Here is a 24,909-nt window from a genome sequence, read left to right on the forward strand (position 1 = left end):
CGGCCTCATGCGCGCGTCACGCGGGGCACGAACAGATACCCCTCGTTGCGCACGGTGCGGATGATCTCGTCGCCGCCCGGGCCGAGCTTGCGCCGAAGACGGCTGACCTGGACGTCGATCGCGCGGTCATAGGCATCCGAATCGGGCCCGCGCGCAGCGGCAAGCAGCGCCTCGCGGCTGAGTACGCGCCGGGGGCGTTCGATGAAGACGCGCAGCACCGCGAACTCGCCATCGGTGAGCCCGACGAGCACGCCGTTCGGATCGAACAGTTCATGCGCGTCGAGATCGATCCGCCAGCCCTCGAAGCTGTAGCTGTGCGATTCGGTGGCGGGCGCCCCGCCCCGCCGCCGCAGCGCCGCGCGCACCGTGGCCAGCACCTCGCGCGGGCTGCACGGCTTGGTGAGGTAATGTCCGGCGCCGACCTCGAGCCCCAGGATACGGTCTGGCTCTTCGCCCAGCGCGCTCAGGAAGATGATCTCGGGCCCGTCGGACCGCGCGATGCGGCGGCATGCGGACAAGCCGTCCTCGCCGGGCATCATGATGTCGAGGATGACGAGATCCACGGCCATGCGCGCGAGCACCCGGTCCATGTCGCGCGCGTTCGACGCGGTCTCGACGCGGTAACCGCGCGCCTCGAGGCTGCTCGCGAGCAGCTGGCGGATATCGCGGTCGTCATCGACGACGAGAAGGGTCGCGGAAGGCTCCGGGGCGGGCACGGCGATGGCGGCGGTCTGCATATGTCCGGCTTTGCGCCAAAATGTGTGCGGAGTGTTTCCGATCTGGGTAAAGTCCTGCAACATTCAAGTCAGTCTGGATCCGCCTCCGGCCCGATCGCGGCGGGACGAAGGTCGGGCGCCCCGGCAAGCGCCCGCCGCAACGCCTCACGGTCGAGTGCGCCTTCCCAACGCGCCACCACCAGCGTCGCCACCGCATTGCCGACGAAATTGGTGAGGCTGCGGCATTCGCTCATGAACCGGTCGACCCCCAGGATCAGCGCCATCCCCGCCACCGGCAGCGAGGGTACGATCGACAGTGTCGCGGCGAGCGTGATGAATCCCGCGCCGGTCACGCCGGCGGCACCTTTCGACGTCAGCATTGCGATCCCGAGCAGCGCGATCTGATCCCCCAGCGACAGATGCGTGCCCGTCGCCTGCGCGATGAACAGCGCCGCCAGCGTCATATAGATGTTGGTGCCGTCGAGGTTGAACGAATAGCCCGCGGGAACCACCAGCCCCACCACCGGCTTGGCCGCGCCCGCGCGCTCCAGCTTGTCGATCAGCGCGGGCAGCGCGGCTTCCGACGACGAGGTGCCGAGCACCAGCAGCAGCTCGGCCTTGAGGTAGCGCAGCAGCGCGAAAATCGAGAAGCCCGAAAGCCAGCCGACCACCCCCAGCACCCCGAGCACGAAGATCAGCGAGGTGAGGTAGAAGGTACCGACCAGCGCCCCCAGGCTCACCAGCGTTCCGATCCCGTATTTGCCGATCGTGAACGCGATCGCCCCGAACGCCCCCACCGGCGCCGCCCACATCACGATCCGCACCAGGCGGAACACCACCAACGCCGCGCGCTCGAGCAGATCGGTCACCGGCCGCGCGGGCTCGCCCACCAGCGCGAGCGACACGCCGAACAGGATCGCGACCAGCAGCACCTGCAGGATCGACCCCTCGGTGAAGGCCGAGACCAGCGTCGTCGGGATGATCGCGAGGATGAACCCGGTCACCGACTGGTCGTGCGCCTGGTCGACATAGCCATGAACCTTCACGGCATCCTTGCCCGCCGCGAGCGTCGCCGGATCGACATGCATCCCCGCCCCCGGCTGGACGAGATTGCCGACGACCAGCCCGACGATCAGCGCCAGCGTCGAGAAGAAGATGAAATAGGCGAACGCCTTGACCGCCACCCGCCCGACCGAGCGCAGCTCGGACATGCCGGCGATCCCCGTGACGATCGTCAGGAAGATGACGGGCGCGATGATCATCTTGACCAGCTTGATGAAGCCCGTGCCCAGCCATTCGAGCGCCACCCCCTGCGCGGGCTGATAGAAACCGAGCAAGGTCCCTGCGACGATCGCGATCAGCACCCAGAAATAGAGATGCTGCCAGAAGGCCGATGCCCGCCGAGGCTCGCTCCCAATCGCGCTCACCGCCATGCCACCCTCCCTGTTTGCGCTCCGCTATAGTGCGCGCGCGCGACTATGATAAGCGGCTGACCATGACCCTTGAGACCGCCCGCGCCTGGCTCGCCGAACATGCCCCCGATCTCGGCCTGATCGATCACGGCGTCAGCACCGCCACCGTCGCCGAAGCCGCCGCCGCGCTCGGCGTCGAGCCCGCGCGCATCGCCAAGACGCTGGCGCTGCGCGTCGGCGACCGGCTGATGCTCGTGATCGCCCGCGGCGACGCCCGGATCGACAATGCCAGGACCAAGGCCGAATATGGCGGCCGCCCGCGGATGCTCTCCCCCGACGAGGCCTTCGCAGCGACCGGCCACCCCGTCGGCGGCGTCTGCCCCTTCGGCCTCGCCACGCCGATCCCGGTGCATTGCGACGTCTCGATCCGCGGCTTCGACACGGTCTTCCCGGCGGCCGGATCGCTCACCAGTTCGGTCGAGGTGGCGCCCGAACGCCTGTTCGCGCTCGTTTCCCGGCGCTGGGTGGATATCTGCAAACTACCCGACGAAATCGCCGCCGCACCCGGTTGACAAGCCAAGGACCCCCACGTAGTGCCCCGCGCCTACCCCGTGCCCAGATGGCGGAATTGGTAGACGCACCAGCTTCAGGTGCTGGCGGTCGCAAGGCCGTGGAGGTTCGAGTCCTCTTCTGGGCACCATTTGTTCCCCTCGGAACATCCCAAAAGCATCGACAAAACGGCAGAAATCTGCCATTTTCTCACTGGTTTCGTCTGATGGCGTTCCAGTTGATTTCGGTCGATCCCGGCTAGATTCGGGCCACCGCCTGGGTCACCGTGGCCCGGTTTTGAGCGGTGGCCCGCGGGCCACCGAGGAGGAGATCAGCGGACGCCTTCGATTGCGGACCAGTCGAGTCGAAGGATGCGTGCCATGCCCTTGAAAGACCAAGAGATCCGCGCCCTCAGACCGCAGGATCGGATCTACAAACGAACCGACGAGCGCGGCCTCTATATCGAGGTGCGCCCCAACGGCTCGAAGCTCTGGCGGTTCAAGTACAGCTATCTGGGCAAGGACAAACGGATCGCTTTTGGCAGCTATCCGGAGGTCGGGTTGGCCGAGGCACGGCGCAAGCGCGACGAAGCCCGGCAGAAAGTTCGGGATGGCGTAGACCCGGTGACCGAGCGCAAGCGCGAGAAACTCGTCGCGATGTACAACGCGGCCAACTCATTCGAAGAGGTCGCGAAGGAGTATATCGACAAGATGGTCCGCGAGGGCCGCGCGGACACCACGACGACGAAGGCGAACTGGCTGCTGGAACAACTCGCGCCGATCGCCGCCCGTCCGGTCGCCGATCTGAAGCCAGTCGACGTTCTGGGCGCGCTCAAGCGCATCGAAGCGAAGGGCAAGCACGAGACCGCGCGGCGCTGCCGCTCCTTCGCCAGCCGCGTGTTCCGCTATGCCGTCGCGACCGGCCGCGCTGAGACGGACCCGACTTCCGTGCTCCGCGGAGCGCTGGTCACGCCGAAGACGAAGCATCACGCTGCGATTCTCGATCCGAAGGCCGTGGGCGAGCTGCTTCGATCGATCGATGCCTATTCGGGCCATTTGATCACGCGGATCGCCATGCAGGTCTCGCCGCATGTGATGGCCCGGCCGGGCGAACTCAGACAGGCTCTGTGGCCCGAGATCGACCTCGAGAAGGCAGTGTGGAAGATTCCCGCGGAGCGGATGAAGATGCGCCGTCCGCACGCCGTGCCCTTGTCACGGCAGGTGATTGCATTTCTGACGCAGCTCCATGAGCTTACCGGTCCGGACGGCTTCGTGTTTCCGGCATTCCACACCTCGCGGAGGCCGCTAAGCGAGAACACCGTCAACCAGGCGTTCCGTCGCATGGGCTACGCCGTAGGCGAAGTCACCGCCCACGGCCTAAGGACGACGGCATCCACCCTGCTCAACGAGAGCAGCAAGTGGAGCCCCGACGCAATCGAGCGCTCGCTGGCGCATGCCGACGCCGATTCGGTCCGAGGCACGTACAACCGCGGCTTCTATTGGGAGGAGCGAGTGGCGATGCACCAATGGTGGAGCGACTATCTCGATCAACTTCGGGCGGCGGTGCCGCTTTCGAAAACCGCCTAAACAACCTGGCGTTGGGGATTAAGGCATAAGGGTGCCGCTTGGGGCGCTTCGCAATACGGCCCGCAACCACGACCTTGTCCTCGTGACGCGCAACATCAAGCACATGGTCGGCCGTGATGTTCTCGTCCTCGATCCGTTCGTCAGCCCGTCGGTGATCAAACGCGTAGCGCGCCGGCGGGCAGCGTCTCACCGCCGCGGCGGGATCGAATAGCGAAAGCCATAGCCGGTCACTGGACGAACCGTCGACGCTTTCATCGTTCCGTCCGGTTGTTCGGCCAGCTCAAGACGCGGCACTGTCAGATTAAGCGGAGGAATCTCGAGCGGGTCGCCGTCGAACCGGGCGATCGTCCGCAGCAGCGCATCAAGGCACTGGACCAGGAAAAGCTGGACGGTCGGGATCGGGGATGAATGGCGGAGCGGGCGCGCACGGTGCTTTGGCCATGGCAGGCGCCTAATAATACCGCTCATAGTCGCCCTGCAGGCCTGTCTGGCCGGCAAGGTCGTCGAGCGCCTTGATCGTGATCGTCAGCAAGTCGCGCATGCGGTCGGGCTCGTCCCAATAGTCGCTGCCATGCTTGCCGCCATGGAAGAGATTGTTGCGGACGGTGTTGGCGAGCCGCACCACTCGTTCGAAATCGCTCGCGCCGACGTTGAAGCCGACATCGCGGAATTCGAACCCGTCAGCTCCGACGATCTGGCGCTGCGGCTTCGTGTCGATCAGCGCCTGGCCCGCGGGGGTCAGGTGATAGGCATCGCGATATTTTGCGATGAACAGGTCCCAGCTGACCTCCGCCTTGGCGCCTTCATCCTCGGATTTGAGACACCGCGCTTCCTTCAGCGCGAATTCGAAGCGTGAGAACCAATAAAAGAAATCGAACGCCAGCCGCTTGAGGTCGTCAGGGATGTCATCATAGCGCATGCCCCATCCTCGAAGCACTGCGCCTGATTGGCAAGCGGCGTCATGTCGAGCGAAGGCCGGTGGAAGTCGGTCGGGAGTCGCGGGACGTCACCTGCGTTGACGGTGAACGCCCGATGCTCGCACACTGATGCGATGAAGCTACTCGACGAAACCGACGCGCTCTCTGAAATCCGCGACCTGCTCAGGCAAACCGATAGTGCGCGTCTCGCGGTCGCTTTCTGGGGCAAGGGCGCGATCGAGCGGCTCGGGCTCGACCGTTTGGGGCTCACCGCCGACATCCTCTGCAACCTCGATTCCGGCGCATGCAATCCGGCCGAGCTGCGCCGCATCCGCGCGTTGCCCGGCATCACCCTCAAGTCGCACCCGTCGCTCCACGCGAAGGTCTATTGGACTCCGCAGGGAGCGGTCATCGGCTCGTCCAACGCATCGGCCAATGGGCTTGCGCTCGAAGGCGATGCCGCAGGCGGATGGCGCGAGGCCAATGTCCGGCTCGACGGTACCGCGATGCTCGACGATATCGTGACCTGGTTCGACACGCTGTTCGCGCAGGGCAACGCCATTCTCGACGAGGATCTCGAGCGGGCCGAGCAGATCTGGAAGACGCGCGCGAAAATGGCGCCGACCGGCACGCGGCTAGTCGACGACCTTGTCACAGCATTCACCAACGCGCCCGCCCATCCGGTCTGGAGGCAGATCAAGCTCGCTTACTGGATGGACGGACTTCCAGAGGAAGACGAAGCCTGGCTCGAGGCCGAGCGCAGCGACGGGCATCTGGCGTCAGGTATCTCGGCTTATGGCCAGTGGAACGACCGAATCGCGCCGCAGGACTGGGTCATCGACTTCGATGTCTCGGGCACGGCGCCGCGTTACGATGGAATCTGGCGCGCGCTCCCCGAAGAAGCCAGCCGGCCAAGCCTGCGGCTGGTCTACAAGGCCAAGCAGATCCGCTTCCCGGCGCTCGGTCGTCTTACGCTCGCCCGCGCCGATGCGGCAGCGCTCGCGGCAATAGCGCCGGGGGTGCTTGCCGCGCACTCGGACGATGGCGGGCGTAACGCGCTGATCGACTTGGCCACCGCGCTAGGGCTGATTGCGGCGGCGCGCACCGTGCCGAGCGAGAAGGGCTTCACCAAAGCGATGGAGCAAATCTACGACGATGCCGTCGCGATCGGGTATCGTCCGTCCACCTTCCGCCGGATGCTAGCCGAACATGGCGGGGTCGAGACTGCGCGGCGGCTGATCCGGGGTGCGGCGACCTCGGGGTTCGAAGCTCTGTGGGAGAAAAAGCGACTCGATCTTTCGGTCGAGGCGCTCATGCTGAAGCCCGGCTGGCGTGTGCTGTTCCGCCCAGAGGAGCTGGCGATGGCGCGCAAGCGGCTGCGCGATGTCGGTTATGCGCCTGAGGAATAATCGCGGACGACCAGCGTTGCCCGGCATCGCGTGCGTGGCTGGAATTGACGAACGCGGGCTTACGCAGAGCGGGGAAGTCTTCATCGCTGCATGCCGGGGAGCGCTATGAACTATTACGAGATTCTGGGGGTCGATCGCGGGGCGGAGCAGGAGGTCATCGACGCTGCCTTTCGCGCGATGATGCGCCGCTACCATCCCGACATATTCGCGGGACCGAAGGCCGAAGCCGAGCGTCGCGCAAAGCAGCTGAACGAGGCATATGCCATCCTGCGAAATCCCGAGCGTCGGCGCGCCTATGACGCGACGCTCGGGCCCGCAGCGCCACCACCGCCGCCGGTTTACGAGATCTTGCCCAATCCCGACTCCGGCCGGGCCATCCCTCGCGTCACGCTGATGCTGGCCGGAATCGCGGCGGTCGCCGCTGTTGCTTTCATCATCTATCAGAACCAGCCGGAGACCCCGATCCCGGTGGCTCCAGTCGCGGTGAGCGACGCGGCAGCTTTGCCCGCGGAACCGCGAACGGCACCGGCGCCCATACCGTCTCCTGCTCTAACGCCGACGCCGACTGCGATCGCGGGATGCCGTGGCATAGCCTGCCGGGTGATGACGCCATTTGGATGGGGCGGGATCGAAGCCGGCGTCACCACCGACAGCGCCCAGCAGGCATCGGGCATGAAGATCCGCGACAATGGCCATTACACCGAAGCGGGCGACGGAACCTGTCTCGCTTATGAAGTGATTGGCGGCCCGAAGAATCTGCAGATGCTGGTCGAGAGAGGTGAAGTCACGACGGTTGAGGCCTATCTCGATCCGGCGGCGCCCGTGTTCATGACCGATCGCGGCGTCAAGCTCGGCGACCCGGAATCCGCGGTCCGCAAGGCATACAAGGGACTAAAGCAGCTTCCCGACATCTATTCCGAACCGCCCGACAAGAAGCTGTTTCACTACGAGCCGGGCGGCGAGCGCGGCATCAAATTCTCGATCAATGGCGGCAAGGTCACAGGCATCTCGGTCGGCGCGCGCAGCATCGAATATGTCGAGGGCTGCCTCTGACGGCGTCTAGGCCGGCTGAGACATCTCGCGTCGGACCTGGCCGAGCGCGGTGGAGACGCGGCGCCGGTCGTCGATAAGCTGCTCCAGTCGCGCGCCGGCGTCGTCTTCCTCGAGCGTGAGCTTGTCGGTCATGGTTTGGCTCGCCTTGAAGCTCACCATGGTCATCAGCGCGACCCATTGACCAGCACGGTCGACCGCGACCTTGGCAACGCCGTGGCACAACATCGTACGCAGGGCATCGTGGGTGCGGAACCGCTCGAGTGCGGTGAGGGCGATCTTGCGATGCCCGCCGGGCTGCGACGGCGTCGAAAGCAAGGCGGCGAGGCGATCGTAGCGCTGGCCGACCAAATGCGGGAACTTGGCGCCCTTCACGTCTTGCACGGTCGTACCGGTGCCGTTTAGCAGCGCAAGGGTTTCGGTCACGGCCTGCTCGCAGCGCGCGAAATTCTCGACCATCTGGCCGCGCCATTGATTGAGACGTGCGCAGGCCGCGTCGAAATCGAGCGTGTGCCCGCCAGCAATGATCGGTGTTTGCGCGTTCATGGCTGCGGCATAGCGCCCCCTGGTTGAAATTGGGTGAGTGCCTGGCCTTCCCGAGGCCCCGCACGGGCGGTGGCTCACCGAATGTTCTTGCATCGGGCCCGTGCCACAAAACCTCCCGGAGTGCCGCGCCCGGCACCCCTGAGTCCGGCCTGCGGGAAGCATAAGGCATTCGAGCACAACGCGGCCGTTTATAGAGGGCGCACTGGCTGCTTGACGAAGCCGCCAAGGGTCGTGCGCCTTTGCTTCTGCTGCGGCGCACCTGCTCTGCCTGGGGGTGGCGGCGGCTGGCCCACTGGCCCGCGCGCACACCGCCGGGCCGGCCGGTCCACGCAGGGGGTCCTCGCCTGCACAGATGCCAACGATCCGCCATCTCGACACCCATTCCTGCTGGCCGAGTTCGGACGGGATCATGCATCGCGTACGCGAAAATCCGCCTATTTGGGCGCGCCGGAGCCGCCGCTCCGTTCCGCGGGGCTGCAGAATTCCCTCAATGTCAGCATGAAATCATGCCCTCTAGTTTGCACGCGGGTCGTCGCGTTAGTGCTCCGCGTCGGCCGAATAGCGCATCGGACTGCTCATCCAGGCGTCGACTGCGGACTGGCGCCAACCGATGCAGCGGTCGCTGATCTGGATGTTTTTCGGGAAGCTGCCGTTCTGCATCTTCCGGTACATGGTCGATCGGCTGAGGCCGGTGCGTTCGAGCACCGCCTTAAGGCGAAGGATACGGTCGGGTGTCTGGGACATGGCATGGATCCTCATTGTGTTGCATCGGCTCCCCTCAAGCAGCTTGGGCCTGCGGCTTGGCGCCGCAAGAGGGTCGGGCTCGACGTGCATCAGCGAGTACCCTTCGTGCCTCATTGAGGACCCGTCGCAGACGATCGCCCGATCGAGATCGGGCATGACTGCGATCTCGCGTTGACCGGAGTCTGGCCGGGAATGCGGAGATGAGTCGATCAAAGCCGCCGTGCAATCGCCTCGACCTTTTCAATCACCCACTCGAATTTGGGGGCAACGCCCAGGATCATATCCGCCATGCGGACATAATCGCGCCGCAGCGCTTCGCGTAAGCCGCCCTCGGGTACGACCTGGAGTTCGCCGGCTTCCGCCTCCTCGAACCTCGCCCATCCACTCGGGAAAGCAAGGCGGCTGTGCCGGATCACGTCGGCCCGCAAGGCCCCATCGGCGAGCGCGCGATCGGCCAGCGGCTGGTCCGCCATCATGGCGACATCGTAATAGTGGCGCGATTCCCGGTTGGCGTCCCGAAAGACCGTTCCGCGGTCGCGGTAATGGCATTGCCGGCTGTGGAGGATCAGCAGCTTGTCCAGGAACGTCCGTTCGGCGTCGATGGTCGTCACGCCTGCCACCGTGAAGTCATATCGGTCGAGCGCGTCGGCGACATAGGGATGGAGTTCGCCAGCATGGGCGGGAAGCGTCGCGCTTCGCGCCCCGCCTTCGATCTTCACCACTGTCTCGACATAACCGGGGCCGCGATCGACGGCGCTGTCATAGGCGACCAATAAGGTCTGCCCGCCCTGGCCGGGATCTGGATCGATTGTCACGCGCGCTCCGAACGGGGCGAATAGTTCCGTCAGCCGAGGCTGCAGGACGGTTCCGACATGCTGTGCGGCGGCTTGCTTCAGATCCTCGGTCAGCCGGGCTCGCGCCTTTCCCGAGAGATCGGCGTCGGGGTTCATCGGATCCCGATCGCCGGTGAAACCGAGCTGCTCGCGTACGATGACCAGATCGATGTCTTCGGAGAACCGCCGCGTCAGCCCGTGAACTTTGCTGAGCGACGTACCGCCTTTGAATACGAGGTCGCGCGTTTCCGGTGCAATGTCGTTGAACAGCGCATCGAGCACCGCGCAGACCCAGAGATCCTTCTCGATGAACTGGGTCGTGGTCGGCCAATGCACGGTCGCCTCGGCATACACCTGCCGTCGGTCAGCGGGCCGGAGCCCGAGCAGCTCGGTGAACGCCGGCTTCATGCGCTGATCCGTCCGGCGATGTCGGCGGCCCAGGCGGTCATGACCGGCCGCGCCTTGGCGAGGTCGCGCTTGACCGTGGCCGGCAGCTGGCGCCGCAGCCGGTCGATCACATCATCGCTGCGCGCGATGTCGGGCCCGAGCCAGTGTAGCGCGCGGACGACGTCGCCGGCGGGCTGGTTCTTCAACGCCATCAGCTTGGGGCCGGCATGACGAAGGTGCAGCGAACGGTTGCCGATCCGGATAGTCCGGCTCGGGCCGTCGGTAAGATAGTCGTTCTTCGACGAGACCGCGGTGGTAAGCCCCAGGCGGTTGGCGCTCACCAGCGCGCTCGGCACGATCGTCACGCTATCACGCCGGGCGATGGCATCCGCCACCGCGTCCAGGTCGGGCGCGGCCGGACGGGCGAGCATCGGATTGATTCGGGGCATATCGTAGAAGCCGTGGCCAATGCGGCGCAGTTTTCCGTCCTTTGCCAGTCGCGACAGCGCCTGATCGATTGCGGCGCGGCTGCCAAGGTCGGCGAAGTCTTTTGGCGTGAATACACGAGCATCGCGCGCCGAGGCGCCACGCGCGCGGCGCAGAATGTCAGCTGCAATCCCGGCCATGACGCATTTCCCTTCTGTCAGAAAATATAAGGTATTTTTCTGACAGATCAACATGCCGCTCATAGGCGCTCCTCCGGCTCCAGGAGGCTTTGACGCCAGGACCGCGATTTCCCCCCGGATTTCACCGTCACGGGCGGCCGTGCACGACCCGGGACGAGCCGAGGGGTGGCCCGAACCCGTACGTCGTCATTCGTTTCGAGGGCCGGGACAGGAAGGAGAGATGGAAATGGCGATTGTCAGGAATGCGCGCGATCTCGCCGAGCACGAGTGTATCGCCGTGCGGATCCCCACGGCTGCGAGGATGATCGGGATCAGCCGTTCCAAATTCTACGAACTGCTCAGCTCCGGAGATATCGAAGCCGTCAAGCTTGGGAGGAGCACCCTCATCCCGGTCGCGAGCCTCAAAGCCTTCATCGAGGCCTTGCGCGAACCGTAGCGAGCTCGGCGTGCCGCTCACGAGCGAGGTTCCTATCGCTCACTTACCGCCAGATCCTGAGTTATAAGGCGCCTCGTTATAGCTCAGATCAATCGGTCGACCCGAACCGGTCTAAGCCGAGGCTGGAATCGTCGTGAGCTCGACCGCGGCGGCATGCGAACCGACAACAGCTTGGCCGGCGTACTGCAGCGGCGGCACCTCGTGGCGATCCTCGAGGCTCATGGCTTCTGCCGCGCGCGTGCGAAGGCGCGATCACTCTCGAGAAAGCTCTGCAGCATGTAGGGGATGAGGTCGGCGACGGTTTCGGCCTGGCCATAGGCCGCGCGATACGCCTCCGCATAGTCGTTCAGCGCCTGGTGAAGGTTGGGCAGGACCGAGATGGTGATCTTGACCGGCGTTCGATCCGGAATCCGGGATAGACGTAGGTCGGGCATGGCGTGCTCCTTAGGAATGCCAAGGCTTGAGGATGAGGTCGCGGTGGACGACGAGCCGCACGGGCGCGCCGGGGCGAATGGTGATGGTCGGCTGGACCTGGAGGTTGCGCGAGGTGATCTGATCGCCTGCGCGCGCGACATTGTCCTGGCTCGAGCGGCGGATCGCATCGACGAGGTCGCTACCGCCCGACAGCGCCAGCTCGGGCGCGACGCCGAGCAGCGTCGAGAGCGCGATGCCCTTGAGCAGCGACCAGGTGTGGAAGTCGACCTTGTCGGCAAGCCCCGCATAGCCCGAGGGGTCTGTCGCCGGCACATTGTCGATCCGGCTCGAAGCGCCGTCGGGCATGACGATCCGCTGCCACACGACGAGCGCGCGCGACTGACCATAGGCGATGACGCTGTCGTAGGTGCCGATCAGGCGCGCCCCCTGTGGAATGAGCAGGATGCGGCCGGTCGCGCTGTCGAAGACATTCTCGGTGACCTGCGCGGTCACCAGCCCGGGCAGGTCCGAGCGGATGCCGGTGATGAGGCTGGCGGCGATGACGCTGCCGGCGGAGAGCATGTAGGGCGATGCGGGCCGCTCGAGCAGATGGGGATTGACCGCGTCGCCGGTGTCGCGGCCCGACGCGAAGTCGATCTTGCGCTGCTGGGAGTTGGGGTCGCGGGCCGGATCGAGCGGGAGACGATCGCTGGCGGCGCCGGTCGCGGCCGGCGGGGCGTTGGCCGGATTCGGGGGTGTACCCTGATTGGCGGCCGGTGCCGCCGGTCGCGCACCGGCCGCCGCCAGCAGCGGGGATTCGCGCGCGGCCCTGGCTTCGGCGAGGCGGCGGTCGTGCTCGGTCGAGTCCGGCGCTTGGGGCGTCGGCGCGCCGTCGGCGGCAATCGCGCGCCGCTGGTCGAGGATTGGCTTGCCGAGGTCGCCGGGCAGTGGCGGGCCGAGCCTGGGCGCGTCGCCATAGGAAGAAGGCAGCCCGCTCAGCGTGTCCGCCGGCGCGCGGCCGTCGGTGCGGACGCGCTCCTCGGGGGCGCCGGCGCCGGTGAAGCTCAACGGCTTGAGTGCCATCCACGCGATCGCCATCAGCGACAGCGAAGCGATCGCCGCGGCGGCGATGATCACGCCACGCCGGAAGCGGATCGCGCGCGCCGGCCGCGCCCGGATCACCAGCGTCTCGGGGTCGGCCTTGGGCGGGGCCTTCGCGGTGTCGGGGATCTCGCTCACGACCGCCTCCCCCGCTTCGTGCCGCGGACGATCCGCACGACCTTCTGCTTCTTCGTCCCGAGGCGGAGCTCGGCGCGGTCGAACAGCCGGTCGACGATGTAGAAGCGGCCGCGGACGCGATAGTTGACGAGCTGGGCATCGCCTTCGGTGCCGATCACGAACAGCGGTGGGGCCTCGCCGACCGCGATGCTCTCGGGAAACTCGATGAAAGTCTGCCGCCCGTCGTCGAACGCGCGCAGCGGCCGCCAGTCCGGCTTGTCGCCGCTGATCGCATAGTCGAACCGGAGCTGGTCGACCGCGAGCCCCTGCGCAACCGGTGCGGCGGCTTGTGTCTCGGCTGCGGAACGCTGGAGCGCAATCAGCGCGTCCGCGGGATAGGTCCACGACAGGCTCGCCATCGCGGCGCCGCGCGTGCTCGACAGCGAGAGATAGTAGCTGCGCCGGTCGGTGGTGATGACGAGATTGGTGGCCAGCCCACTCGAGAAGGGCTTGACCAGCACATGCGTGCGCCGCTCGGCGCCGCTGCCGCTGGTTGTGTCGCCGATCACCCAGCGCGCGGTGTCGCCCGCTGCGACCGCGACCAGCGTCTCGCCCGGCTGAAGCGCGATGTCGGTGACGCGCTCGGGCGCGGCATAGACCTGGTAGATCGCCCCGTCGCTGAACGGATAGACCTGCATCGCATTGACGTAATTCTCGCGGACCGGCTCGCGCACCGCCGCGGCGTTGGCGGCGGCGACGCGCGCGGGGCCCGGACGCGCCGCGCGGCGCTTGGGCGCAGGACGCGCCGCAGCGCGGGGCGGGGCCGCTTTCGGGACGGCGGCGCCGGCCTCCGGACGGGATTGCGCCGGCGCTGGCGCCGGTGACGGCGCCGTCTGCTGGAGCGGCGCTGCGCCGAGCAGCATAGGCAGGCCGAGCGTGCGTCGGTCGGATTGAACAGCAGGCAGTGCGAGAAGCGCGCGCGCCAGCCAGCGGTCAACTGCCAGTTCTCGCCCTTGATGTCGTGGATGACGGCCGAGCCGGTCCAGCCGAGCAGCGTCGGCACGACCAGCCCGACGCCCTTGCCCGAGCGGGTCGGCGCGAATGCCATGACGTGCTCCGGCCCGCTATGGCGCAGATAGCGTGCGCCGGTTCGCCCGAGGAACACGCCCGTGTCGCGGAAGAGGCCGGCCCGCTCGATTTCGCGGGGTGTGGCCCAGCGAGCCGAGCCGTAGGTCGTGACGTTCCGGCGCTGCCGCGCGCGCCACAGCGATCCGGCGATCGCCGTCCCGCAACCGACGAAACCGCTCGCCCCCGCAATCGTACCCGCGCGGTCGAAGACGTGGGGTGCATAGGCGTCGAAATGATACCACCAGGGGAAGATCGCCCAGGGCCGATAGATCGGCCGGCCGAAGAGCGTGAACCACGCCGGCCCCAGCTCAGGCTGATACGCAAGCTCGGCCGCTGCCCATTGGGTTGCGAACCAGATTCCCGCGACCACGATCGCGAAGACAAGGAGGATCTGACCGAGGAGCAGTTTGGTCGGGGTCATGCGGGCCTCCGCCCGCGCGACTCATTCGCTCGGGCTCAGCCGTGAATCTCCGGGAAACTGCAGCCGAAGATCAGACACTCGCTGGGGCACGCGAGCGCCTCTCCGGGGAAACTCAGTCAGCTCGGCTAAACGCGTCTCTCGTCTGCTCGTCAGTCGTTAGGCGACAATCAGCTTTCGGGCGGCACGACATCTTGCCGCGGTCAATGTCATCGTCCGATCACCATATCCGCGCTGACGGGTGCGGGCAAAACACCGATCTTGGCCCAAGCCGTCTCGCTTATCCGGGCACACCTATCGGCGGAGCCGATCGTCTTCTGGATGTCAAAAGCCAAGCCGGTCGTGGCGCAGACCGGTACGATCATCGGAGACTTCCCGGTATTTCAGGAAGGCGACGTCAATACAGTGGGCGAAGCCTATGTCGGCTCGCAACTCGTCAATTTGAATGAGCTTGATGGCGCTGGCGCCGTGAGCTGGAAGGTGGAAGGTCATACCAATCCGGTTCGCCTTCGCTGGCTGGTCAGCACCGCAATAAAAGCGCGCTCGTCACGTGCACTGGCGATCGTCGATCTGAAGGATCAGAAGTTTGACGTCCGGGTGCAAATCGCGAGCAAGGCGGACAAGCTTGCGGACAAGTTTGCGCAGGAAGTCGTCGAAGCTTTCTACAACCTATCCGATCTCGCCTACGAGAGCGTGAAGCCGTTCAAGTTCGGAGCCATGCGTGTTCCGAAGAATGCACCCGCGTTCTCGAACGGTTTGTACGAACGATATTCCGGCATGAATAAGTTTGAGCTGGCGTTCGCGCAGGCGTTGGACAGTTCAGGGGAGCTTTGGCACCGCAATCCGTCGGCCGGCGGATTCTACATTCCGCTCCTCTCTGAGGGCGATACGTCATCATTTTTCCCCGACTTCCTCGTTTGGAAAAAGGGGTTAGTCTACTGCCTGGATACAAAGGGTAGCCATCTGCTTTCCGATGCGGTGGCGCGTAAGCTTTTCGATATCAAGGAAGACAACAAGACGAAGGCGCTGGTCCGCTTCATCACTGAGGGTAGGCAGACGGCCCTGCGGGAGAAGCCCACGAAGGGCGGCTATACCGTGTGGAAGATGAAAGCCGGCTCCCCCACGGCAGTGCATGTAGCTGATCTGACAAAAGCCGTAGTCGAGTGCCTAAAGTAGTGGGCCAGAGCACAACCCCAGACATGCCTTCGGCCTGACATCTTCTTCGAGTGCCATCTCGCGAATTCACTGCGGCGTAGCGAATCGAATCGCCGCCAATAAAGGCGTAACTATACCGCCCTGCCGGATATGGGGGTCGGATACCGAGATTGCACCGATCCCGATTTATCCGCTCTGACGGTACGGGGAAATTTATGGCGGCCGACGGCAGTTCGATCTGAATTCTCATCCCTGACAAACTTTCGAACGCAAAGTTGACCCTCCGCGTCGTAGGCTGCGATACTCGCCCATAACCGGACTCACCGGCCGATTGGGGGGAAGATGGCCTGTAAGGTTCGGTATCTTAGCAGCGCGGGTATTCACCATCGGGAAGTGAAGGGCCTGGAAGCCCTTGCGCAGTCCCTGCCCATAAACTGGCTAATCTATGCCTCCCTGAACGCCTACCCGCCGAACGACAAGCCGATAGAGATCGACGTCATTGCTGTGATGGACGACCGCATCGTCCTACTTGAGCTCAAAGACTGGAACGGTGTTCTCACCTCCAATGGTGACAACTGGGTGCTGGGGAAATCCCGCCGTGGCCGCTCCCCTGTAACAGTGATCACCGAGAAGGCGCGCAAGCTCAAGACCCTGATCAGCAACCAGATACCTTCGCTAGGCCGCTTTTGGGTCGATGGTCGCGTGATCCTGACCGGCTCGGCGACGAACGAGTTCTTGCCCGATGCCGAAAAACCCTTCGTGCTGTCACTCTCGGAAGCGAGGCTGCTCGGCAACCCAGCGGAGCGAAACCGCATCCTCGGCAAGGTCCAGCTCACCAAGGTCCGTCCCAATATGCTCGTTAAGGACTTTGAGCGGCTCTTCGGCAACACGAAGTACTTTCAGCCCTGCAAGATGACCTGGGACGGATACGAAGTCAGCGAGGAAGATTTCTACAAGCATCGGCACGATGTCTGGCGCGAACACAGGGCGCATCGCGCCCGCGACGAACGGGTGAAGGCGCTTTTGCGCCTATGGCGCTTCGATCACCTGCCGACCCTACTCAACGAGCCCGACGGACGGCGCACGATTGCCGAACGAGAGTCGAACGTGCTCGCCCATCTAGGCGAGGAGCGAAGTTGGATGGCCGAGCGGGGAATCTTACAGGAGATCAGCGCGCCGGCGGAAGAAATCCTGACCCAGCACCACCAGCTCGTGTCCATCCCAAACGGCTGGACCACGCTACGGCGATACTTGGGCCGCGAAGGTGCCAACGTCACGGGTGAGCAGCGCGTCGACATCGCGCACGCGCTCGCTTCAATGACGGCGGAACTCCATGCAAAGGGCGTGGCGCACCGCGACATAGGAGGGGACTGCGTCTGGATTGGGGATCCCACCAACATGAAGATGACGGGCTTCTTCTCCGCGAGGCTGCCCGGCGAACGGTCTGTGTGGCAGTTTAGCGACGCCCTCGCCACCTATGCCGAACCGGAACCTGACTGGGGCGTGGAGCCGACCGCGTTCGAGCGCGACGTGAGGAGCCTTGGGCTGCTGATGCGTGATCTGGAGGCCTTCGATGGCGGCAATGGCGGGTTGCCTCCGGGATGGGAGGATGTGGTCGACAAGGCGCTTGCCCCGCCTTCCGAGCGCTATCCAGACGCGAGACTTCTCGCCGAAGCGCTCGGCGAGCTGAAGACGCCGTCGGGACCGGAAGTGGACCAATCACGCCTCGACGGGTTCGAGACCTCGGCCATCCCCTACGTGGCATACCCAAGCGCCGGCGAGGTCCAGACAAAGGGTCGCGCCTCGCGGTACGAGAGCGGGCCGAAGCCAAAGGGATTGGTCGTCAAGATATGGAACGGCGTTACTCGGGGTGACGCCAAACGCGACCACGCACTGCTCGCCATGCTTGAGACGGCCGCCGAGTTGCGGGCGCTCCCGGCGCGCGGCGTCGCACCGGTCGTAGACTGCGGCTTATCCCAGGTTGGCCCCTTCGTCGTAACTCGCTTCGTAGAGGGCACGACGCTCGAGACCCCGGCCGACCGGTCGGAAGGCGATTTGCTCGCGCTGCTCGCTGCTGTGATAGACACCGTGGCAGAGCTCCACCAGCGCGACCTCTCGCACGGTGACCTCCACCCGGCGAACGTCGTGGTGAGTGACGACGGGATAGTAACGCTAATTGACCTGCTCGACGTCGCACCGCTCGGAGAAGGCCGGTTGCGAAGTCCCGGCTGGGCACCGGCAGATTACGAGCGGCGCTCCGAGAAGCAAATCGACCGGTTTGCCGCGGCCAAGATGGTGTTGCAGTTCACGGCGGGTCGACCCGAGGTCTCGGCGCGCAACATTGCGGACGCTGCGCGCACGGAGCTGGCAAGACCCGCGATTGAGACGCTGGACCCGTTGGCCGAGGCCATCGACATCGAACGCCGGCGGCTCCTCGCGCCGCCTCCTCGCGAGTTCCGCCTTGCTGCCCGCAACCTAGCCGATCAAGTGCTGCAGGGTGACGACGGCCACTTGTGGGTGAAGTCATATCGAAGCGCGTCCGGAGTCGAATCATATTTCATCACAGGGCTCAATCAGCGTCTGTTGATCCGGTTCAAGCATGGCGAGATCGATCACATCGAACTCAACGATAGCCGGCTTCAGGAATTGGCGCAGGGCGTCCCGCTGCGGATGACGCTCTCGCTGACGCGGGGAGAGCCCGGCGGCGGCCAGGCGCTCGTGGAATTTCTGCGCGTAGCGGTTCCGCCGTTGGAGGCCGATCACCAGCCCACCGCTCCTATCGTTGAGGACGACGACGCGGATGACGCATGGGAGGACAGCCAGGATCTCGGCACCGGCGCAGAGCCGGACCTTGGTGCGAACGCCGCCTTGCCGCAATTCCCGCTCGACACCATTGACGTGAGTAGGCTCTGGTTGAGAGCTGCGGAGATCGAGGAGGATTCCGTGCTGACGGTCCGGCTCGACACGCGACTGCCAGACGTGGGGACGGCTGCGATGTTCCGCTACGCGACGCCGCGTCCCTTGGAGTTTGAGGATGACGACACCGTCGAGGTGAGGCTCGCGCCCGGCGCCGCAGGCAGGCGGCTCGGCTTACTCGATCTTGCAAGGAGCGACGACACCCAACTGGCGATACGCGACATGCGCAACCCAATAATGGGTGGCGGGGAGATGGTCGCACTAATCGACCGGCGTGACCGCGTATCGAAGGAGCGCCGCCGGAGGGCAGTCGAGCGGGTGACCGCCCGGAAATCAGTTATCCCCCACCTAATCGACTACTTCGATTCGACCCAGGAAGCACCTGAGACAGACTATGACCTCAAGGCAGCCGAGGAGGATCGCCTCATCGTGCCCATCTTCCGACAAGCCTCAGCAGCGTGAACGCCGAAGCAGCCGAGGCCAGAAGCAGGAGAAGGCAAAGCACCGCACCAAATGGCCAGTTTGCCGTATCCTTGATCACTGTACCGATCGCGACAGGGAGATTTGCTCCTCGGGCGCCGCCGAGCGCGTCTGCGGGGAGCGCGCTGGTGAAGCCGGCGATCAGGACTACGACAAAGCTCGCGGCCACCGCGGGTAGGTTCAGAGGAAGGAGGATCCTGCTTATGATGTGGCCGGGGCGCGCGCCCAGACTTGCGGCGATCGCTTCATATCGGCCCAGTGTGTTGCTAAGGCTCGCGTAGCAGAGGATTACAGGGACAGTTACCCACGATTGAACGATGCCCAGAGCAGTCGCCTGATCCGAGAACATCAGCCAACTCGGATAGGTGTAACCCCAAGAGTGGATCGCAGCTGCGAACGCGCTCGCCGGATCGAGCAAGCCGCGCAATCCGACTAGGCGGAGTACCTCACCAACTAGAAAGGGCGCCGCGAGTGCGATCAGTACGGGCATGCGAACCGGTTGAGGCAGGCGTAGTATCGCGTAAGCGCTTGCTCCACCAAGCGCGGTAGCGGCCGTCGCCGCGGCAGCGGAAACCGCTACGCTCTGAAGAAGGAGAGAGAAATAGGTGTCATCCTCGATGAGCCGCGCGTAGTTCGAAAGCGTCAAGGCGGGCGTCATGTCATAGTCGGCATATCGCCAGAACGAAATGATGATGAGAAAAAACGTCGGGATCACAACGACGGCGAGTAGCAAGGCGGCGACGACCATCCCCGAAAGGTTCAAGCGTAGTCGCATCATTCGCTCACCGGAATTAACGAATCTGGGTCGAGCTGGAACGTGACCACCGCCCCGACGCTTGGTGCCTGACCACCGCTGGCGATACGCGCTCGACGAGCGGTGCAAGCGTCAAGCGGCTGAGCGGCACCGTGTCGACGGGGATCGACTGCGCAGTCGCGGCGCGCACTTCGCCGGCGTTGGACAGCAGGTTCGCAGTTGCGCCGCCGGCGACGCCGCCGGCCAGCGTCAGCGCCACCGCGAGCGCGGGGCGGAGCAAGGGCTGTCGCGAAGGACCCGGCATCAGCACTGCACCCCGAAGAAAGGGCCGCCGATCGGCCCCGTGGTGGAAATTGCCTCGTCCCGCATCACTCGTTCCTCCGTTTCGTCAGTTCCAGCTGCGCACGACGACCCGGTCGAGTTCGTCATGCCCGTCGGCCACCCATCGCCCGACGCGTTCCGTGCTGGCCTCATAGCTGTTGTCCGCGACGCTTCGTTGCTCGGGCGCGGCAATACCGCCGTCCTGCAGCGCCGCATCCGGCCGATTCGATTGCTCCTGTTTCATTTTCACGCTTGGAAGATGCTGGAGGGAGCGCGCCGAGGTTCGGCGCGCTCCGGCAGTTCGGGTCAGTGGCGCGTGCCGCTGGTCCCGATCGGAATCCTGCGGCCGCGGCTCGCCTCCTGCGACTTCGGCATCCGGACGGTAAGCACGCCGTCGCGGAAATCCGCCTCGCATTTTGCCTCGTCGGCGCCGTCGGGCAGCGCGATCGAGCGCTCGAAGCGGCCGTAATAGCGCTCCGACCAGCCGCGATCCGTGTCTTGGTGCTCGCTCTTCTTCTCGCCGCGCAGCGTCAGCACGCCGTCGTGGACGGTGAGCTCGACGTCCTTCTCATTGAGGCCGGGCAGCTCGGCGGTGATGGTGACCTGGTCCTCGCTGTCCTTCACCTCGAGGCTCGGCCAGCCGACGCTGGTGCCGGCGAGCGTGCTTCCGCCGAACAGCGGCGCGCGGAAGAAGTCGTCGACCAGCCGGTCCATCTCGCGGCGGAGCTGGACGAAGGGGCTGCGCTCTTCCTCGCGGAAGAGGGCGGGCGCCGTGTTCTCCGGCCGGCGCCACGGAATCAAATCACGTATTGCCATGATTCATCTCCTTGGGTTGCTGGCGAAGAGGTCCGCCGCCCCTGGTGGCGCGGCGGACACGGTTCGTCTTACGCAGCTTCGAGCTGCTTGGCGCCTTCGCCCGTGTTCGAGGACGAATCCTCGATCCGGCGGGCATTGTCGCCGCTCGAGCCGATCGCGATCTTCCTGGGCTTCATCGCCTCGGGAATCTCGCGCGCCAGCTCGATCGAGAGCATGCCGTCGGCGAGCTCGGCATTCTTCACCTGGACATAATCCGCCAAGCCGAAGCGGCGCTCGAAGTCGCGCGCGGCAATGCCGCGATGGATGTAGCGGCTGTCGTCGCTTTCCTTCTTGCGGCCGGTGACGACGAGAATGTTCTGCTGCGCGGTCACTTCGACTTCGTCGGGGCGGAAGCCCGCTACCGCCATGTTGATGCGGTAGCGGTCCTCGCCGTCGCGGACGAGGTCGAACGGCGGATAGCCGTCGGTGATCTGGGTCGTGAGACCGTTCTCGAGCAGGTCGAACAGCCGGTCGAAGCCGACCGTCGAGCGCCGGAACGGCGTGAAGTCATAGTTGGTCCTCATATCCAAGTCCTCCGTTGAGCAACGAGTCTATGAAGATGCGTCCGAGAGAGCGGACGCTCTCCATACCGGATCCGTGCCGGCATCCGGCGGCGCTTATCTGGTTCAAGGTGAACGCGTTTCAAGGCCCCTAGCCATGCGTTTTTTTCAACGCTTGTGCGGCGTTCCGGCTACCGGTGCGATGCGGCGTCCAGCGCCGCCAGCACGCGATCGAGCATTGCCGGCATTGCTGGCCGCCTTGGGCAGCTCGCGCCGAGCGAACCGCTGAAGCCGGTCGACATCGCGCTGCGGAATGGCAAGCTCGACGGGAAGCGCCGGCAGCTGCTCCGGGGGCGTTCCCTGCGCCACTTTTCCCGAGGCGAGGAAATGGTCGAGCAGCCGCTTGCGATCGGCGAAGGTCCAGCCGAGCGTTTCCAGCTCGGCGGGCGTAACCGACAGCAGCGCCAGCGCGAACTCCATGATGTCGTCGAACGGCAGCACGATGCGCGCGATGCGGCCACCGCGCTCACGCCAGCGCCGGATCGGACCGCGGTTCACTGGATCGAAATGACGCCGTCGACCGCGCGCCACTCCGCCGGCCGGATCAGCCGCTCGTGCGCGATCCGGACCGAATGGAGCGCAGCCTCGATCTCGCGCCGCCAATGGTCGAGGAAATCGAGCAGCATCGGAAAGTCCGGCGCCAGATCATATTGCTGCCAGACGAACAGCTGCAGCAGCGACGGCGCGTCGGGGCGATAATAGTGGATTTCGGCGAATGTCAGCCCATAGCCCTCCAGCTGCGCGAGCAGCGCGCGATCGCTCATTGCCGCGTCGCCTCACCGGCTCCCGGCTGGCCGTCGAGTGAGCGCAGCGCGGCGAATACGTCATCAACCGGAATGGCTCGGCGCACGCCCGGCGGCTTGCGCAAGGCGGGCTTGCCTGCGACCGCGGACCGGTCGGACGCCCAGCGGGCGAGGATGGCGCGCTTCACCTCGGGCTCGAGGCTCGGATGGCGCGCAACGTCGAAGGGATGAAGAAAGCGGGAGACTGGCTGCGACACGGCTGTCCTCCTTTCCTTGATGCCGCTCCTTTCTCATGGGCCTATGAGCCCGCTGCCAAATCTTGGTCGGCGACGCATTGCCGTCAAGGGCCTCGCGCACGTCCCAAGCCGTTCAGATCATGGACTTTGGCACTGTGTGCCAACGAGTGCCAAAAATTTGCGTTCCGGGTCTTGAACCGAAAAATCGGCTTTCCTAATTCGCCCGCGCCTGTCGTTCGCGAGAACGCCAGGGACATCACATCCACGTTTTGCAACTGGAGGTTATGCATGCATTTCCGCCCCTTGCACGACCGTGTGGTCGTCCGCCGCATCGAAGCCGAGGAGAAGACCTCGGGCGGCATCATCATCCCCGACACCGCCAAGGAAAAGCCGCAGGAAGGCGAAGTCGTCGCTGTCGGCCCGGGCGCCCGGGATGACAGCGGTTCGCTCGTCGAGCCGTCGGTGAAGACCGGCGACCGCATCCTGTTCGGCAAATGGTCGGGGACCGAGGTCAAGATCGAAGGCGAGGACCTGCTCATCATGAAGGAGAGCGACATCCTCGGCGTAATCGAGGTCCAAGCCCAGCTCAAGCAGGCGGCGTGATCGCCGCATTTCCCAACCTCAGCAAGGACATACGAAAGGAGTTTAGCCAAGATGGCGGCCAAGGAAGTGAAATTTGCGTCGGACGCGCGTGACCGCATGCTGCGCGGCGTGGATACGCTTGCCAACGCGGTGAAGGTGACGCTGGGCCCCAAGGGCCGCAACGTCGTGATCGAGAAGAGCTTCGGGGCGCCCCGCATCACCAAGGACGGCGTCACCGTCGCCAAGGAGATCGAGCTCGCCGACAAGTTCGAGAATATGGGCGCGCAGATGCTGCGCGAGGTCGCGAGCAAGCAGAACGACAAGGCCGGCGACGGCACGACCACGGCGACGGTGCTTGCCCAGGCGATCGTCCGCGAAGGATCGAAGGCGGTCGCCGCGGGGATGAACCCGATGGACGTCAAGCGCGGCATCGACCTCGCGGTGAACGCGGTCGTCCACGACCTCGAGGCGCATGCCAAGAAGGTCTCGGCCAACAGCGAGATCGCGCAGGTCGCGACCATCTCCGCCAATGGCGACGAGGAAGTCGGCCGCATCCTTGCGGAAGCGATGGAGAAGGTCGGCAACGAAGGCGTGATCACGGTCGAGGAGGCGAAGAGCCTCGAGACCGAGCTCGAGACGGTCGACGGCATGCAGTTCGACCGCGGCTATCTCTCGCCCTATTTCATCACCAACACCGAGAAGCTGCGGGTCGAGCTGGATGACCCCTATATCCTCATCCACGAGAAGAAGCTCGCCAACCTCCAGGCGCTGGTGCCGCTGCTCGAGAAGGTCGTGCAGTCGGGCCGTCCGCTGCTGATCATCGCCGAGGACGTCGAGGGCGAGGCGCTCGCCACGCTCGTCGTCAACAAGCTGCGCGGCGGGCTCAAGGTCGCGGCGGTCAAGGCGCCGGGCTTCGGCGATCGCCGCAAGGCGATGCTCGAGGACATTGCGATCCTCACCGGCGGCAACGTCGTGAGCGAGGAGCTCGGCACCAGGCTCGAGAATGTCACGATTGGCATGCTCGGCCGGGCAAAGAAGGTCTCGATCGACAAGGACAACACCACGATCATCGACGGCGTCGGCGCCAAGTCCGACATCGACGGCCGGGTTTCGCAGATCCGGCAGCAGATCGAGACGACGACGTCCGACTATGACCGCGAGAAGCTGCAGGAGCGCCTCGCCAAGCTTGCCGGCGGCGTCGCGGTGATCCGCGTCGGTGGGGCGACCGAGGTCGAGGTCAAGGAGAAGAAGGACCGCGTCGACGACGCGCTCCACGCCACCCGAGCGGCGGTTGAGGAAGGCATCCTTCCGGGCGGCGGCGTGTCATTGCTGCGCGCGCTCAAGGCCCTGGACGGCCTTAAGGCAGCCAATGACGACCAGCAGTCGGGCATCGACATCGTCCGCCGGGCGCTCCGCGCTCCGGCGCGGCAGATCGCCGAGAATGCAGGCGAGGATGGCGCCTGGATCGTCGGCAAGCTGCTCGAGGGCGAGGACTATAACTGGGGCTTCAACGCCGCGACCGGCGAGTATGAGGACCTGGTCAAGTCGGGCGTGATCGATCCGGCCAAGGTGGTCCGGACCGCTCTGCAGGATGCCGCGTCGGTCGCATCACTGCTGATCACCACCGAAGCGCTCGTCGCCGAGCTGCCCAAGGAGGAGAAACCCGCGCCGATGCCGGCGATGGACTATTGATCAAGCTGAGGGGCGCAGCATCGCTGCGCTCCTCAGTTCGCCGGCGTTACCGTTAGGGTCCCGCGGAGGGTAACGGAAGCCTGCCACGGGTTTTTTGCAAAGCGCGTTGCCAATACACCAAATTGCGAACGTCAGCTAACGGGTCGCGAGTCGTCGGGCCGCAATGACCGACTCTGGGGCGCATATGAGACGTGATGGATCGGATTGCTCATGTTTGGCGTAGGAG

28 protein-coding genes, 1 tRNA gene and 1 pseudogene are annotated in these 24,909 nt (G+C 65.1%); 10 read left to right on the forward strand and 20 right to left on the reverse strand.

From position 1 onward, the window contains the following. Nucleotides 1-5: 5 nt before the first annotated feature. A complete protein-coding gene (locus OF829_RS01830) occupies nt 6-737 on the reverse strand; it encodes a response regulator (RefSeq protein WP_264938242.1) in 732 nt (243 codons plus the stop codon). Nucleotides 738-805: 68 nt separating this feature from the next. Continuing rightward, nucleotides 806-2,149, reverse strand: a complete 1,344-nt coding sequence (locus OF829_RS01835) for a dicarboxylate/amino acid:cation symporter (protein ID WP_264938243.1) — start codon at nt 2,147-2,149, stop codon at nt 806-808. 62 nt (nt 2,150-2,211) lie between these two features. Between OF829_RS01835 and OF829_RS01840 the strand changes: the two genes are divergently transcribed. The 3 genes from OF829_RS01840 (at nt 2,212) to OF829_RS01850 (ending at nt 4,263) form a co-directional block, all read left to right on the forward strand. Beyond that, the gene (locus tag OF829_RS01840) at nt 2,212-2,700 is read left to right on the forward strand and encodes a YbaK/EbsC family protein (protein WP_264938244.1); all 489 of its coding nucleotides are present in this window, start codon (nt 2,212-2,214) and stop codon (nt 2,698-2,700) included. A gap of 41 nt (nt 2,701-2,741) precedes the next feature. Next, nucleotides 2,742-2,828, forward strand: a tRNA-Leu gene (locus tag OF829_RS01845). Between the two features lie 229 nt (nt 2,829-3,057). Next, nucleotides 3,058-4,263 (forward strand): tyrosine-type recombinase/integrase, encoded by a 1,206-nt coding sequence (locus OF829_RS01850; protein ID WP_264938245.1) that lies wholly within the window; start codon nt 3,058-3,060, stop codon nt 4,261-4,263. Between the two features lie 186 nt (nt 4,264-4,449). Here the strand turns inward: OF829_RS01850 and OF829_RS01855 are convergent, their stop codons facing one another. Next, complete coding sequence (locus tag OF829_RS01855) at nt 4,450-4,731, reverse strand: hypothetical protein (RefSeq protein ID WP_264938246.1); 282 nt, start codon at nt 4,729-4,731, stop codon at nt 4,450-4,452. Beyond that, nucleotides 4,715-5,182: a hypothetical protein gene (locus tag OF829_RS01860; RefSeq protein ID WP_264938247.1), complete on the reverse strand. Its 468-nt coding sequence runs from the start codon at nt 5,180-5,182 to the stop codon at nt 4,715-4,717. The genes OF829_RS01855 and OF829_RS01860 overlap by 17 nt, the downstream gene beginning before the upstream one ends. Nucleotides 5,183-5,314: 132 nt before the next feature. On the opposite strand from OF829_RS01860, the gene OF829_RS01865 reads away from it, so the two are divergent. Next, nucleotides 5,315-6,589, forward strand: a complete 1,275-nt coding sequence (locus tag OF829_RS01865) for a phospholipase D family protein (protein WP_264938248.1) — start codon at nt 5,315-5,317, stop codon at nt 6,587-6,589. A 105-nt stretch (nt 6,590-6,694) separates the two neighbouring features. Next, a complete protein-coding gene (locus tag OF829_RS01870) occupies nt 6,695-7,642 on the forward strand; it encodes a DnaJ domain-containing protein (RefSeq protein ID WP_264938249.1) in 948 nt (315 codons plus the stop codon). Between the two features lie 6 nt (nt 7,643-7,648). Here OF829_RS01870 and OF829_RS01875 read toward each other — a convergent pair whose 3' ends face one another. The 4 genes from OF829_RS01875 to OF829_RS01890 form a co-directional block, all read right to left on the reverse strand. After that, nucleotides 7,649-8,185, reverse strand: a complete 537-nt coding sequence (locus tag OF829_RS01875; RefSeq protein ID WP_264938250.1) for a hypothetical protein — start codon at nt 8,183-8,185, stop codon at nt 7,649-7,651. Nucleotides 8,186-8,722: 537 nt separating this feature from the next. Further along, nucleotides 8,723-8,929: a helix-turn-helix transcriptional regulator gene (locus OF829_RS01880; RefSeq protein WP_264938251.1), complete on the reverse strand. Its 207-nt coding sequence runs from the start codon at nt 8,927-8,929 to the stop codon at nt 8,723-8,725. A gap of 209 nt (nt 8,930-9,138) precedes the next feature. After that, nucleotides 9,139-10,170, reverse strand: coding sequence for a nucleotidyl transferase AbiEii/AbiGii toxin family protein (locus OF829_RS01885; RefSeq protein WP_264938252.1), 1,032 nt, complete (start codon nt 10,168-10,170; stop codon nt 9,139-9,141). Continuing rightward, the gene (locus OF829_RS01890) at nt 10,167-10,838 is read right to left on the reverse strand and encodes a type IV toxin-antitoxin system AbiEi family antitoxin domain-containing protein (protein ID WP_264938253.1); all 672 of its coding nucleotides are present in this window, start codon (nt 10,836-10,838) and stop codon (nt 10,167-10,169) included. The genes OF829_RS01885 and OF829_RS01890 overlap by 4 nt, the downstream gene beginning before the upstream one ends. A 163-nt stretch (nt 10,839-11,001) precedes the next feature. On the opposite strand from OF829_RS01890, the gene OF829_RS01895 reads away from it, so the two are divergent. After that, nucleotides 11,002-11,211 (forward strand): helix-turn-helix domain-containing protein, encoded by a 210-nt coding sequence (locus tag OF829_RS01895; RefSeq protein ID WP_264938254.1) that lies wholly within the window; start codon nt 11,002-11,004, stop codon nt 11,209-11,211. Between the two features lie 218 nt (nt 11,212-11,429). On the opposite strand, the gene OF829_RS01900 is transcribed toward OF829_RS01895, so the two are convergent. The 4 genes and pseudogenes from OF829_RS01900 to OF829_RS01915 all read right to left on the reverse strand — a co-directional run. Beyond that, nucleotides 11,430-11,645, reverse strand: coding sequence for a DUF2274 domain-containing protein (locus OF829_RS01900; protein ID WP_264938255.1), 216 nt, complete (start codon nt 11,643-11,645; stop codon nt 11,430-11,432). 10 nt (nt 11,646-11,655) lie between these two features. Further along, the gene (locus tag OF829_RS01905) at nt 11,656-12,855 is read right to left on the reverse strand and encodes a TrbI/VirB10 family protein (RefSeq protein ID WP_406701398.1); all 1,200 of its coding nucleotides are present in this window, start codon (nt 12,853-12,855) and stop codon (nt 11,656-11,658) included. Between the two features lie 5 nt (nt 12,856-12,860). Then, nucleotides 12,861-13,766 (reverse strand): P-type conjugative transfer protein TrbG, encoded by a 906-nt coding sequence (trbG, locus tag OF829_RS01910; protein WP_264938257.1) that lies wholly within the window; start codon nt 13,764-13,766, stop codon nt 12,861-12,863. A 5-nt stretch (nt 13,767-13,771) separates the two neighbouring features. Further along, nucleotides 13,772-14,392: pseudogene (locus tag OF829_RS01915) on the reverse strand (type IV secretory system conjugative DNA transfer family protein); the annotation flags it as partial. A 258-nt stretch (nt 14,393-14,650) separates the two neighbouring features. Between OF829_RS01915 and OF829_RS01920 the strand changes: the two are divergent. Together OF829_RS01920 and OF829_RS01925 are read left to right on the forward strand one after the other, a co-directional pair. Next, nucleotides 14,651-15,565, forward strand: coding sequence for a hypothetical protein (locus OF829_RS01920; protein WP_264938258.1), 915 nt, complete (start codon nt 14,651-14,653; stop codon nt 15,563-15,565). A gap of 372 nt (nt 15,566-15,937) precedes the next feature. Continuing rightward, a complete protein-coding gene (locus OF829_RS01925; protein ID WP_264938259.1) occupies nt 15,938-18,922 on the forward strand; it encodes an NERD domain-containing protein in 2,985 nt (994 codons plus the stop codon). Here OF829_RS01925 and OF829_RS01930 read toward each other — a convergent pair. From OF829_RS01930 to OF829_RS01965, 8 genes are all read right to left on the reverse strand, one after another. Next, complete coding sequence (locus OF829_RS01930; RefSeq protein ID WP_264938260.1) at nt 18,885-19,688, reverse strand: hypothetical protein; 804 nt, start codon at nt 19,686-19,688, stop codon at nt 18,885-18,887. The genes OF829_RS01925 and OF829_RS01930 overlap by 38 nt on opposite strands. Nucleotides 19,689-19,731: 43 nt before the next feature. Continuing rightward, nucleotides 19,732-19,953: a hypothetical protein gene (locus tag OF829_RS01935; RefSeq protein ID WP_264938261.1), complete on the reverse strand. Its 222-nt coding sequence runs from the start codon at nt 19,951-19,953 to the stop codon at nt 19,732-19,734. Between the two features lie 129 nt (nt 19,954-20,082). Continuing rightward, entirely contained in the window at nt 20,083-20,259 is a 177-nt protein-coding gene (locus OF829_RS01940) for a hypothetical protein (protein WP_264938262.1), read from the reverse strand. A 62-nt stretch (nt 20,260-20,321) separates the two neighbouring features. Then, complete coding sequence (locus OF829_RS01945) at nt 20,322-20,831, reverse strand: Hsp20/alpha crystallin family protein (RefSeq protein ID WP_264938263.1); 510 nt, start codon at nt 20,829-20,831, stop codon at nt 20,322-20,324. Nucleotides 20,832-20,899: 68 nt separating this feature from the next. Beyond that, a complete protein-coding gene (locus OF829_RS01950) occupies nt 20,900-21,394 on the reverse strand; it encodes an Hsp20 family protein (RefSeq protein ID WP_264938264.1) in 495 nt (164 codons plus the stop codon). A 144-nt stretch (nt 21,395-21,538) separates the two neighbouring features. Continuing rightward, nucleotides 21,539-21,928 carry a hypothetical protein gene (locus OF829_RS01955; RefSeq protein ID WP_264938265.1) on the reverse strand — a complete coding sequence of 130 codons (390 nt, stop codon included), beginning with the start codon at nt 21,926-21,928 and terminating at the stop codon, nt 21,539-21,541. Beyond that, nucleotides 21,925-22,194, reverse strand: a complete 270-nt coding sequence (locus OF829_RS01960) for an usg protein (protein ID WP_264938266.1) — start codon at nt 22,192-22,194, stop codon at nt 21,925-21,927. The genes OF829_RS01955 and OF829_RS01960 overlap by 4 nt, the downstream gene beginning before the upstream one ends. Continuing rightward, a complete protein-coding gene (locus OF829_RS01965) occupies nt 22,191-22,430 on the reverse strand; it encodes a hypothetical protein (protein ID WP_264938267.1) in 240 nt (79 codons plus the stop codon). Before OF829_RS01965 ends, OF829_RS01960 begins: the two co-directional genes overlap by 4 nt. Nucleotides 22,431-22,697: 267 nt before the next feature. Between OF829_RS01965 and groES the strand changes: the two genes are divergently transcribed. Both groES and groL read left to right on the forward strand, forming a co-directional pair. Next, nucleotides 22,698-23,012, forward strand: a complete 315-nt coding sequence (gene groES, locus OF829_RS01970; RefSeq protein ID WP_264938268.1) for a co-chaperone GroES — start codon at nt 22,698-22,700, stop codon at nt 23,010-23,012. A gap of 51 nt (nt 23,013-23,063) precedes the next feature. Further along, nucleotides 23,064-24,683, forward strand: a complete 1,620-nt coding sequence (gene groL, locus OF829_RS01975) for a chaperonin GroEL (protein ID WP_264938269.1) — start codon at nt 23,064-23,066, stop codon at nt 24,681-24,683. Nucleotides 24,684-24,909: the final 226 nt, after the last annotated feature.

It is taken from the genome of Sphingomonas caeni (assembly GCF_026013415.1).
Lineage (GTDB): Bacteria > Pseudomonadota > Alphaproteobacteria > Sphingomonadales > Sphingomonadaceae > Sphingomonas > Sphingomonas caeni.